The following is a 12,442-nucleotide window of genomic DNA, read 5'->3' on the forward strand; positions in this document are numbered from 1 at the left end:
ATCAAATAATAATTGATTTTTTTCGGATATTTCGGCTTACCTCTGCGTAATATTTTGATGCGGCAACTCTTTAAGTAAAAAATCTACCTTATTCTTTCAAAATTTTTACGCGTCAATAAATAGCTATCATCATTAAAAAATATCGTAAACATTTCTTTAAAATAAGGAATATCTGAACTTCTAGATTCTATTGTTATCCAACTAAGCTCTCTCAAAATTTCAACCCAATATCTAATTATTTGAGCAACATATAATTGACGATATTTCCTTACGGCATCTGCCATTCCGGTTTTTAAACTGGATTCTCCAATTGTTCTAATTATTTCTCCCGTTTCACTGAAAAAAAGAGCTGACGAACTTTCTTTCATTAGACAATCAATATATTTTGCGTTTTCTAAAATTTTATTTTTTGTAAAATTTGAAACTTTCAGATTAAATAGTTCTTCTTCAACTTTTATATACCAATCAGAAATTGGATCAGTTTGAGATTTACTTTGAACTAAATAATTGATATTTGAATATCTATCTCCTTTTGCAAACCTTGTTAGTATGGAAAGAATGTTTTGATGGATTTGAGAATCCAAATCTTTAAGAAAATTTAATTTTAAATTATGGCGTAAAATGATCTCTTTTGACTTTTCATAAAGCTTTTCTAAGTTATGCCCAATCTCAATTTTTAAAACACTTTCATTTGGAAAACTTCCATTATTGGTAATATAGTAATCTATAATAAGACATAATTTTCCAATCCTTTCCAAACCTGTTGAAAGAGAAGTAAAAGCGGCAAAGTACATCCCTTTTTTAGCGTAATTAACTTTTCCAATTTGAGTTGTGCCAGAAGCTAATATTTCATTAGTGAATTGAGCTTCATTTAATAACATTATAAAGTTTTTATTAAGCATATTGTTGATTTACAAATTCTGAGAGTATTTAGATGCCACATCCAATAATTCCTATATCCATACTGGTTAAATTAAAATATTTTATAAAAATAAAACAAACTCAAACCCACCCATTACGGAAAACTAAAAGAGTGGGTTTTTAAATAGGGGAGAATAACAAATATAAAGATTTTTTCGTTTTAAAAGTCAGTGAAAGGCATTACAAATACAAACACAAATAGACACGCTTTTCAAAAACACGCCAGTGGAGAAATCAATTGAAGTGAATGAGGAAAAGCAGTTTATACTTACGTACCACTTTGGTTTGAAGGGTGCCAAAAAGTTTAAAGTATCTAAAATAGCAAAGGAACGCGGAACGGCAAATCAGAACGAGCACAACAAGGGATATAAGACCCTGTAAAAACTAAGGCCATGTATTGTAAATAAAAGGTATTGACATACTTCAAGTTCCCTTATCATCCATTTTACCAGTCAGTTTTGCCAAAAGTTTTAGTGGTATCCCAATATAAATGAATGGTTTGGGCTTATCCAATGATAAACACTTCGACAACAGTTTTAAACGCTTTTCGGGAAGGCAACAACAAAGGACAAATACAACCAATTTATAAAATACACCCAAGGCCGCCAGCCACAAAATAATTTCAAAATGATTTTCCATAACCACTAGTTTTATACTATAATACAGCAAGGTATTAACCAAGCTTTTAATTCATTGTGACAACTAAATTTCAATATCACAACCCAAAATAAACACTGAGTTTTTAATATTCTGTGACAGCTTTTATATATAAACAAAATGTTGTCAAATCTGTTATAAATGTGTTTTCCAACTTACATTTTATACGAAGGTAAATTCTATAATTTTAATTGACCCTGGATATAGGTAATGTTGGATTTCCAAACCTAAACCAAACCACAAATAAAAAAAAGGACATTGGTTGCATCCATTCAAATTGCAAGGTGTAACATTAGTCTTTTTAAAAAAAATACACTTTTATAATACCTCTTTCACCAAACTTAAAAACCACAAACAATACCACCTTATCCAACGAATAGGTCAAGAGAGTTATGATAAATGCAATGGAAAGGCACATAGTACCCTTTTACGCCTATACCAAACGATTGTAGTACAATGGAAAAAATGGGAAAGGAAACTTTGTTTCGTGATTTTTAACTGAATTACCAAACTAGGGTCAAAATTGAAACAAAAAAAAACCGCTCAAAGCGGCATATATCGGTTCAGTTTTTAAAAATTATGTGGTTATGCAACCGTCACCATGTTTTTTACTTAGAGTTTATATTCTTGATTTCCATCTTTTAATGTGATTTTGAAGACCTGTTTTTTCGCCACCCATAAAATAACTTCCAGAGTTTAATTTTTCAATTAGCTTTATAACATCTTCTGCGTGTCTATTATCCCAGTTTAAATTTGTAACCAAATAAGACTTAATTTTAATTGGATTTAATTCATAATTGTATTTGTTAAGGGCTCTCAAGTAGGTTTTGCATCTGTCATTATCCATATGATGAGTTATGCCTGTGCTTCGGTTAATGGCTTTACTTAGCTCATTAAAAGCTTCTTGAATAATTACATCTGGTAGATCAGTAGGTTGAGCCTTTTTATTAGAAATTAATTCAGTTGCATTCCAAGCTTTTGTCCATTCCGTAACTCCAGATTTCATCCATTGATGAGCAACAATTGCTTTAACATTTGGGTCATCATCATATTTAAATAAGTCTTTTGAGTCAAGACCGAATGCAAGAAGGATGCTATTTTTTTTCTGCCAACCATAAATTTTATCATAAGTCCGTAAAGTTTCTATCTTAATTTTTGGTCCGTTTGAATAAGCAGATACAGTTCCATTAAATAAGCCTTTTAAATATTTTTCGCCAATAGTTCTTTCTATATAACCAGTATTTCCTTTTGTATGAATTAAAATAGTGATTTGTTGAATGTTTTCAATCTCTTTACTTAATTCAACTGCTTTTTGAAGAGCTAACAATTCAATTTCAGCAATTGGCCCTTCATTGTCGGTGTAGTATCTTTGCTTTTCCATAAATTTTTTATTAAGCACAACCTGTGGATAAACGCATGATTTTTAATATAATTAAGTTTTATCCAGTACATAAATAGTATATATTATTTTCTTAATATTAAACAAACACAAACCCACCCATTACGTAAAACAATAACAGCGTGCGTTTTAACCAGAGAGAATCCCAAATACAATGTTTTACTTAAGCAAAAATTAAATCAATATTACAATCTTGTAGTGTATTAGGATAATGAAAAAATGCTTTTCAATTCATTTAAATCGATAATTATCTTTGTTAAATAGCGTTTTGTTCCTTTTCGCCTTCCACTTTAAAAACAACATCTTTTTTAACTAGTTCCATTACATTTAATGTTGGTAGCAAAAAGCTATTGAAAGGCGTGTTCTCTGTTTTACTATGAAGAACTCCTCTTGTGGTCCCAATAGTTAACATTACTAAATGGCCAATAAATCCTTTTGGAACTATTAATTCAGTTTTTGATTCATTGTAGAAACTCTCCCACGCATCTTTACTTATATTAAAGTGACAACCAACTTCTATGATTAAAAACGGTGACTTTTCTTGAATAAGACTAGTAGAAAAAACTACTGAAATAATATGATTTTCAAAGTTAATTCCAAATCTTAAACCAGCTTTTAATTCTACAACTTCACCTTCTATATAGGACGATTCAATAATTGCAAACTGTTCAGTTGTAATTTTTTTTAATGAAAAGCCTATTTTATTTTTTTCTTCAGCCATTATGCAACTAATTTAAGATAGCAATCAGGTTCATTTTCATAAGAAAATGCTCCAAACAATTCTTCATAATTTGAAAGATTGGACTCTACTTTTACTGATTCATCAGATTTATTATAATGTTGATATTGCTCAACTTGAATTTGAACTGTCGTTTGAAATACTGGAACTTCAATTAAATTTATGCTTAAAATTTGCTCAATTTTAGTAATAGTCTCTAATTGCAAGTTTTCCGTACCTTTCAATAGTTTATTAACATACTGTGGTGAGCAAACCATTGCTTCAGCTAATTCTTTTTGGGTTTTTGGAAAAACATTAGCAGCCTTATTAGCTTTTAGCGCAGACATTACTTTTACAGCAATAGCAAAAGAAATATCAAGCCAAGCTTTATTTTCTTTACGATATTTTGCTCTTTCAATCCAAGTATTATCTTGCTTTGAATTTTCCTTAAGTCTATTTTTTATACTGTTAATACTCATTGGTATCCGTTTGGTTTTTTTAATTTAATTCGAAGAATTCTAAATTTTCGTCTTCTCCATTTAATAAGTAATCACGAGTGAATTCCAACTTGTCCAATTCTAATAACAAATGGGATCTTTCATTCATTGTTGGTGTAAGTTTAATACCTCCTCCACAAATTACAAATAGATTGGCTTCAATTCTTATGGCATAAATACGAAGCCAACTAGGCCTTTTCATACCTTTAGCTTTGTCTTTTTCAAACTTTTTTTCAATTTTGCCTTCAGATAAAGGTTCAAATAGTGTAGATAATGTTTCAAGTCTTTCAGTTTTTCCGGTTTCTGCAACGTATAGTAATTCTTCTTCAAAAAGCCTGGCGTCCTCTCTTGTTTTAATAATAGCCTCTTCAATTGTAAGGCCTTTCCAAAACTCGGTGTCTAAATCCTTTTTGTGTTGTTCGAAAAACTCTCTTAGATAGATTGGATCGTTCCATAATTCAAAACATTTAGCAAATTCATTTAAGTCTTCAGTTTCATATTGAACTGAATATAAACTATCTTTTACTATTGCAAATGTATCAATTATTTTCATTAAATCAACCTGTAGGTTTATTTTTGATGTAAAATTAACATATTTACAACTATCAAGATTAATAAACAATTAAAAATTATCAACATAAAGTTTGCTGATTTACACGTAAAATAAACTTGATGAAATTAAGGATAAACCATAACAGCAAGCATATTAATTGGGGAGAATACCAAATATAGTGATTTTGATGGTTTTAAAAGTAAATGTAAACATTACAAATGCAACTTTAAATAGACACGCTTTCCAAAGAGTGCCAGAGAGGAGTTTTCTAAAATGTATGTTACCAGCAGTAATAATCCTAATAACCAAAGAAACTAATATTATGAGGATTCCTCAAGTAATTATTTGTAGTATAGGAATATTGATGCTGAATCTCGTCGTTTGCTCCTACAACGCCGTGATCCATTTGTGTTTCAAACATTAGTTCATGAAGAATTTCTTCAATCTTTTCAATAAATGTTTTATAATAAACTGGATTGAAAAATACATTTTCAGTATGCGCACCCAATATCATTGTTATGTCAGATTTCAAATTATTTCGCTTTCGAAGTTGCTCACCTAAGTTTCCGTATAAATGTTTATCCTTCTGGAAATAACTTAATATAAAATAAGTTTTATTCTCCTTAAGTTTTGGAAGCAATGTAACAAAGATATTTTCTATTCTATCATCGGAATGTGGAATTTCATTTCCTTCAAAATCAAAATCCAAATAAAAGGCGGAAGATGCTGCTATTGGATAAAAATTTGACAACTCGAAAACCTCGCTTTCGATTACCGCATGGTTTGTTGTTTTAATTGCAACATCGAAAAGTTTTTTGTTTTCTTCAATATCTTTTTTTGATTGTTCACCATAATTCATGAAACTGGAAACTTCCATTTTTTTGTGACATGCTACTACAAAACCGCGGTAAGCAAATAAAAAATTTTGCTCTTCGGTTTTTGTGTATGGTGTAGTTTCGATAGGGTTAAATATTGAATCATGAGTATTACAAAACCCCCAAAATATGGATGCAGTATTTTTTTGAATTTCTTCACCTTCAATTGTGCCTTTCTTGAATGCATAACCCATCACGAAGTCATTTTCTGATATTTCTCTTAATATTCCATTATTTTGAATTGAATGAGCTGCACTTACGATAATTTCTCCTTTCTCATCAACTTTGCAATTACTAGAACTAGCTTCAGGATGCCAACAGACCTTACTCGCTCTAATTCCTCTTTTAATAACTTCTTTTTGTATAACCATAAAGTCATCTGGAGAGACATCTGTCAAATTAAATTTATCAAAAACATTATATGCGAATGGACCTCTCATTCGAATTTTAGGTAATTGCTTTATTGTCTCAATAAATTCATTATACATAGTTGGATTGAGACCACCTCTGCGGAAATCACGCATAACCTCATAAAATTTTTCATAATTGATTTGAGGGTTTTCTAAATAATGTAAAAAATTTACCATATAAGATGATTGATGTTGCTAATACCTGCATTATTGCTGGGAACGGTCTCGGCTCACGTAATTGCGTGGATTACTAAGAAACTTCCAGGTACGCACCAAACTGAAAATCCGCGAGGATTTTAAGAAGTAGGCGAAAACAAGCAATTGCTCATCGTCATTGTCGTGTGTAGTTATTTTATATTTTCCTTTCGTTCTTTTCTAATTTTTTCAATTTTTACCTGACGTTCATGCTTGTAATCAAATGTTTCGTCAATTAAAGAAATAAATCTTGATTTTTTAAAATACCAATTATTTATATCACCATTACTTTCTACAAGATAATCGCCAACTACGTATTGTGGTACTGAATTAAAAATGAATACAATTACTTGAGAAAATACCTTTTCAATTAATTCATTTAAACTTTTGAGTTCTTGAGTTCCTTCAAACCCGATAGTTTTCCCACTCATCGCTCTTTTTATTCTCTCGGTTATTTGTTCTGAACTTGAATGAGTAAATTTTGAAAGTAAACCATAAGCTTTCTTTACTTCTGTTTTAAATTTCTTCTCGTCTTCTTCGGTAAAAAAGTCCAGTTTAAGTCTATTCAATGGATTTATGTTTGAGGAATTTAGTAGGTTTTTATACTCTTCTATCTGTTCATTAATGTCAGTTTTAGTACTTGTTCTTGTAATTATCGTTGCCTTAATAGCTAATTCGATTAAATATCTCAATTCTCTTTTACAAGTATTTATAATTCCTTCTTTAGCCAAAGTTTCGATTGATATAGTAGACTGAGATATATCTTCTACCATTCTAAGAAAGAAATTACTCTTGTCACTTGTTCCGTCTCTAACTGTATCATGATATGAGAATATTAAACAATGAAGCAAACAGTTTCTCATAGTTTGGAATTCTTGCCAAGCAGTTTTGTATTCTGTCGAATTCAGTTCCTGATTAAAATCCTCTATTTTATTCAAATCGGTTAGGGTTAGTACATTTATATTGTTTTTAGTCCACTATAATATTCGGCTATATCAAAGTTTCCTGATTTTTTTAAAGCTTTGATGTATTTTTCACTCGTAGCTGATTCAATTAGTTTATTTACTTTATTTTTAAGCCAACCAATTTTAACTTTAATATCTGGTGCTTCATTTTCCATAAGAGGTTCGATTATATTTTTTAATTTTTCTATATAATTCGCCATATCTATTTCAGGATCATCTAATTCAGATTGAACTTTTTGAATATAATCAATGTAATACATATCATCAGAATCTTTTGTAATTATATTCATAATTGAATCTTCTTCGTGAGTAGGATTCCCTCCGTGAGAATGAAACATTTTAGCTATTTCGATAACTGTTTTGTCTAAAATAACTCTTGGGTACATAGCCGCCCGAGATTCCGTTTCATAAGCCTTCACTAATCCTGGACCAAAAACGACCTTATTTGTGTGAATTAATTTTCCATATGCAATTCCTCCACGTACGAGAATACCTTTGACCATAAAATTCATTATTAGATGAAGAATTTCAATTAGGGTTGAAAAAATTTCACTTCTTTCATTTACTAAAAATGAAATTACAAACGAATCCGAAAATTGGGTTACTATTTTAGATTTAGCAAGTTTGTATTTGTCTTCTATATCTAGTAGTTCTATACCTAAAGATAGGATTTCATGGATTAATTTGATTTCGGATTCAATATCGTTATCTTCTCTATCGACAGTTCCGTTTATTATATTCTTGAAACCTAATATATCAATAAAGCAAACTATTCTATCTTCGTATTTCATTTTTTTTGTATTCACCATGACTTGGGCTATGCCCAAGTTATTAAAAAAAATTCTTTGTAAAGTTTTCAAATATAAAACAAACGCAACACGCTAAATCATATAGACTGTCAGGGTATTATGCAGAAATTCGAGATGAACGTTACCGCAATACAGAAGGGTAGGTTATTTCTTATTTATCGATTCAAAATATGATCATAACTGCAAATTGTGCCACAGGAATTATCTATTCAATTTCATTCGCGACATTCCCACAAGCCAACATACCTGCATCAAAATAAGGATTTTATTTTTCGTACTCTACCAATATGCGACAATATTGTTATCTTCCAATGGACAAAAAACTATAGATTTTTTAATAATTCAACGAAATCCCAAATCCTATACCCATATCGCTGTCGTAATGAGTGGTAATACCAATATTTCGCGTTGCTATATATCTTAATCCTCCCATATACTCCTTGTCTGTATTCCACATCAAATTCATACGCAATCTTTGAGTCAACGGGATATCAGTACGCTCAAATTGCAATCTGATAGTACCATCAGAAAACATTTCGGCCTGTGCCATAACAAGCATTGGCAAAGTATAGTTAACCCCTACACTTAATACGGCACGTTTATCCTTGGTATTTTTTTGACCAAAAAGATTTTCCTCGACCTCATTATGACCCAATTTTCTATAGCGCCAATCAAAACCTACAAATGGCATTAGCCATTGCATTTTTCCAATATACCGACCTATATGGGTTTCTGTTTCGTATCCGTGCATATTATTATATCCCAAACGCCATTCGGCACCAAAACTCCATCGTGTACTTTGAATCATTAATTGCCCATCATTTCCATTGGTCGCAAAATCATTTTCTGCCATTAGATGGAATTCCCTATCATCCCCTTTTAATTTCCTTAATGCAAGTTTTGGATTTGGAATCAATGGATTAGGTTCCTGATTCTCATAGCTAAATACTCGACCCATACCGCTCATCATATGATACAGGATGTGGCAATGAAAAAACCAATCGCCTTCAGCATTTGCCTCAAACTCGATGACGTCCGTTTCCATAGGCATAATATCCACCACATTTTTTAGAGGTGCGTAGTCGCCTTGACCATTGAGCAATCTAAAATCGTGCCCGTGCAAGTGCATAGGATGGCGCATCATAGAATTATTGTACATGGTAATCCTTACTTTTTCTCCTTTCTTTATCAGGATTTTATCACTTTCAGAAATCACCTTGTTATCCAAGCTCCAAACATAACGGTTCATATTACCCGTAAGCGTAAAATGTAGTTCTTTTACAGGTGCATCCATAGGGAGCGTTGTTATGGTAGGAGACTTCAACATAGCGTAATTTAGTGTCGTAATTTCTGAAAGCTCATTGCTTTTATACATTTCTTCGTTCATCTTCATTCCATCCATCCCATCCATTTGATCTATATTATGGCCTGAAGGTTCTTCGGGGTCCATTTTCATTTTCTTATCTTTTCCGGTATCTAAAGCACCTGTTATTTCAGGATACATCACCACATTCATATCCATTTCTTGCATACTCATATTCATCCCCATTTGGTCCAGGTCGCCATTCATTTTCATCATGCCGTTCATCATTTCCATACCTTCAAAATATTTCAATTTTGGCAGTGGCGAAGTGAGTTGTTTTATGCCTTCGCCTAAATAAATGGAAGCCGATTTTGTGCGGTCCTCCGGCGTTACCAAAAACTCAAAGGCCGTATTATCTGCTGGAATAGTCACCACTACATCGTAGGTTTCAGAAACGGCAATGAGCATTCTATCCACATCCACGGGCTCCACATCATTACCATCATTGGCAACTACTGTTATTTTTCCGCCCGCATACGTGAGCCAAAAATAGCTGGAAGCACCCCCGTTTGAAATTTGTAGACGTACTTTATCCCCTGCTTTCAAGCCTTTTAGCGACGTATCTTCATTTTCACTTTTACCATTGATAAGAAATTTGTCATAATAAACATCACTTACGTCCATCGCGTTCATACGTTTCCATTCGTTGTGAAGTTTTGTTTTTAGATGTCCCGATTTTATTGCCTCTGAATAACTTTGGGTGGTTCCTTTTTTTATGGCAAACCAGTCTGATGCATTGTGCAACATTCTGTGTACATTTTCGGGTGTAATGTCTGTCCATTCACTCAAAACTATGGGAATGGTCGGCAAATCGTCTATCCCTTTTCTGAAGGTTTTATCATCCGGTCTTTTTTTCAAAATCATAGAGCCATACATCCCTATCTGTTCCTGAAGCCCAAAATGGCTGTGGTACCAATGGGTCCCATTTTGTATGATGGGAAAGGTGTATTTATGGACGGTGTGCGGCGGAATTGGCATTTGGGTAAGGTAGGGAACACCATCTTCCTTATTAGGCAAAAACAGACCGTGCCAATGCAGGGATGTTTCTTCGTCCAATTCATTATGAACATAAATTTCGGCAATATCGCCTTCGGTAAACGTGAGCGTTGGCATTGGTATCTGTCCATTTACGGCAATGGCGCGTTTTACTTTGCCAGTAAAATTAACAATGGTATCGCGCACAAAAAGGTCGTAACGCACTATGTTTTGTGCTTGAAGAGAAAGTGTTCCCAGAAATAAAAGCACCAAGATTATTTTTTTCATTTTGTTATTGAAAATTGTGTTTTATTGTTTTTTCAGTTTTTATAGTCGATAGTTTCCACAGTGGAGCCACAGCTTAACATCTGTGAACCGTAATACGGATTTTTAATGGTCTTGTCCTTGCTCAACCAATTGGCATCCTGCATTGGGCAATATTGGTAATAAAGGGTTTCCATAGCACTGTAAAAAGGTATTATTTCGTGCATCTTTTTTGACAAGACTTTAAATTTTTCCCGTTGTTTGCCGATATCCTTGGTTTCTGAAATACTTTTTGCTGCATCCATTATAGACGGCAATACTTTAGTTACAGCAGCTTGTTCTTCAGCTTTAAGCGTTTCTACTTTTAGAGCTTTTATTGCCATCAACAATTCAGACGATTTTGTAGCCGCTACTGTAGCATTGGTTTTTACCAAAGCATTCTTTATGGCAAAATAATTGTTGAATACCGCGTCTAAAGCGTTTGGTTCTATCGTTTCAGACATAGCCATATCCATTTTTGAATCAGACATTTCCATCTTCATTTTGGTGTGATCCGTAGCCATTGCCGCTTCCTTTTTCAGCCTTTCATATTTGCAGCATTCCCCAAGTTGTGCATACGCATTGTCCGGCGCCAAAAATTGCTCATTGTCATAACCTGCAAGGGCAATTCGTTTTAATATTTCGTCCCGATTTGTTTTTTTTGAATCGAAAGTCACTTCTGCCATTTGGGTGTCTTTGTTCCAAGCAACGTTGGCCGTATTTTTCACGTTTCCCGCTTTTTCGATGGACGTTTTGCACAACTCGCAGTTACCAAAAATTTTTACGGTTTCGGTTTTTGTGTTTTTTATTTGGGCGTAACCCGAAGTAGTTGATAGTACCACCAATAGCACCATCAATATATTAAACATTGATTTCATTTATAAAAGGAATTAAAATTGTTATTGTTTTGAATGTTGAAAACAAGGTGTTTGTTTTCAATATGACAGACCTATGGCTGTCAGGATTGCAGTATTAGCTTAATTTTGGAGGAGACCAGATCTGGAAATAAATAGGTTCTGGTTGCTGTTTGCCGTAGTTCCATAAATTTTTGAAACCAGCAATAACAACAGTGTTTGTTTCTTCTGAAATTGCAGTGTAATTTATAGGTAAGGTTGTTGTGGAAGGACAGTGGCAAGAAAGATTCCCACAAGTGCCGCCACAATCTGTTGTTTTTTTGTCTTGATTTTTATGATTTTTGCAACAATCGCTAGAGGTCTGTTCCGTGCTATTGGAACAACAGCTTTTTTCTGACTGATGAGAAAAATTAATATGGGCAAATAAACTCGTAGGCATTAAAAATATGCCAAGCATAATTACCATAATCACTATTTGAAGCTTTTTTGCCATTCTTGAATAATCAGATAAATGTAATTAAAAAAACAATCTGATTTTTTAATTTGATGTGTTCTCTACTTAAATTTAAGTTTTATTTATGCTTTCTTTAGTAAAGAATATTCTCCACTAGTAATTTGTGTCAAAACTATGGAAGAGGCTGAACACTCTGCCCTTCCGCTTTGTTATAAAAATGAACAGCGAACAGCAGAATCACAACCAAAATTATAATATAGATCATATTAAAACGAAAGTATTAAGCAACAACTTCAGCTTTAAAGCCTACTTTTTGCAATGTAGCCTTTACATCTTCTTCGGTAGCACCATCGCTTTTAACGGTAAGAATTTTATCTGGATTAACAGTATCCACTTCCCAACTTTCAATTCCTTCTTGCTTGTTAAGGAAAGGTGTTACTTTCGAGATACACCCACCACAATTGATATTTGTTTTAAATTTTAAAGTTTTCATA

The 12,442-nt window shown here is 32.6% G+C and carries 14 protein-coding genes; 1 reads left to right on the forward strand and 13 read right to left on the reverse strand.

Annotated features, from left to right (window positions below; translation table 11 throughout):
* Positions 1 to 83 precede the first annotated feature (83 nt).
* A complete protein-coding gene (locus AC3RVF_RS07080; RefSeq protein ID WP_489689640.1) occupies positions 84 to 902 on the reverse strand; it encodes a hypothetical protein in 819 nt (272 codons plus the stop codon).
* Between the two features lie 244 nt (positions 903 to 1,146).
* Here AC3RVF_RS07080 and AC3RVF_RS07085 point away from each other — a divergent pair, with 244 nt between their 5' ends.
* Positions 1,147 to 1,302 (forward strand): hypothetical protein, encoded by a 156-nt coding sequence (locus AC3RVF_RS07085; RefSeq protein WP_489689639.1) that lies wholly within the window; start codon positions 1,147 to 1,149, stop codon positions 1,300 to 1,302.
* Positions 1,303 to 1,344: 42 nt separating this feature from the next.
* Here the strand turns inward: AC3RVF_RS07085 and AC3RVF_RS07090 are convergent, their stop codons facing one another.
* From AC3RVF_RS07090 to AC3RVF_RS07145, 12 genes are all read right to left on the reverse strand, one after another.
* Positions 1,345 to 1,560, reverse strand: coding sequence for a hypothetical protein (locus AC3RVF_RS07090; protein WP_489689638.1), 216 nt, complete (start codon positions 1,558 to 1,560; stop codon positions 1,345 to 1,347).
* Between the two features lie 637 nt (positions 1,561 to 2,197).
* On the reverse strand, positions 2,198 to 2,959 hold the full coding sequence (locus tag AC3RVF_RS07095) for a DUF1889 family protein (RefSeq protein ID WP_489689637.1): 762 nt from the start codon (positions 2,957 to 2,959) through the stop codon (positions 2,198 to 2,200).
* Between the two features lie 274 nt (positions 2,960 to 3,233).
* Positions 3,234 to 3,698, reverse strand: a complete 465-nt coding sequence (locus AC3RVF_RS07100) for a hypothetical protein (RefSeq protein WP_489689636.1) — start codon at positions 3,696 to 3,698, stop codon at positions 3,234 to 3,236.
* The gene (locus tag AC3RVF_RS07105) at positions 3,698 to 4,174 is read right to left on the reverse strand and encodes a helix-turn-helix domain-containing protein (RefSeq protein ID WP_489689635.1); all 477 of its coding nucleotides are present in this window, start codon (positions 4,172 to 4,174) and stop codon (positions 3,698 to 3,700) included. The genes AC3RVF_RS07100 and AC3RVF_RS07105 overlap by 1 nt, the downstream gene beginning before the upstream one ends.
* Before the next feature lie 19 nt (positions 4,175 to 4,193).
* A complete protein-coding gene (locus AC3RVF_RS07110; RefSeq protein ID WP_489689634.1) occupies positions 4,194 to 4,745 on the reverse strand; it encodes a hypothetical protein in 552 nt (183 codons plus the stop codon).
* A gap of 298 nt (positions 4,746 to 5,043) precedes the next feature.
* On the reverse strand, positions 5,044 to 6,207 hold the full coding sequence (locus AC3RVF_RS07115) for a hypothetical protein (RefSeq protein WP_489689633.1): 1,164 nt from the start codon (positions 6,205 to 6,207) through the stop codon (positions 5,044 to 5,046).
* A 170-nt stretch (positions 6,208 to 6,377) separates the two neighbouring features.
* Entirely contained in the window at positions 6,378 to 7,163 is a 786-nt protein-coding gene (locus AC3RVF_RS07120; protein ID WP_489693082.1) for a hypothetical protein, read from the reverse strand.
* Between the two features lie 20 nt (positions 7,164 to 7,183).
* Positions 7,184 to 7,981, reverse strand: coding sequence for a hypothetical protein (locus AC3RVF_RS07125; protein WP_489689631.1), 798 nt, complete (start codon positions 7,979 to 7,981; stop codon positions 7,184 to 7,186).
* A gap of 352 nt (positions 7,982 to 8,333) precedes the next feature.
* Positions 8,334 to 10,625 carry a multicopper oxidase domain-containing protein gene (locus AC3RVF_RS07130; protein ID WP_489689630.1) on the reverse strand — a complete coding sequence of 764 codons (2,292 nt, stop codon included), beginning with the start codon at positions 10,623 to 10,625 and terminating at the stop codon, positions 8,334 to 8,336.
* A gap of 32 nt (positions 10,626 to 10,657) precedes the next feature.
* Positions 10,658 to 11,509 (reverse strand): DUF3347 domain-containing protein, encoded by an 852-nt coding sequence (locus AC3RVF_RS07135; RefSeq protein ID WP_489689629.1) that lies wholly within the window; start codon positions 11,507 to 11,509, stop codon positions 10,658 to 10,660.
* A 103-nt stretch (positions 11,510 to 11,612) separates the two neighbouring features.
* On the reverse strand, positions 11,613 to 11,987 hold the full coding sequence (locus tag AC3RVF_RS07140) for a hypothetical protein (RefSeq protein WP_489689628.1): 375 nt from the start codon (positions 11,985 to 11,987) through the stop codon (positions 11,613 to 11,615).
* 241 nt (positions 11,988 to 12,228) lie between these two features.
* On the reverse strand, positions 12,229 to 12,441 hold the full coding sequence (locus tag AC3RVF_RS07145) for a heavy-metal-associated domain-containing protein (protein ID WP_489689627.1): 213 nt from the start codon (positions 12,439 to 12,441) through the stop codon (positions 12,229 to 12,231).
* Position 12,442 lies beyond the last annotated feature (1 nt).

Source organism: Aequorivita sp. IT1183, assembly GCF_058068265.1.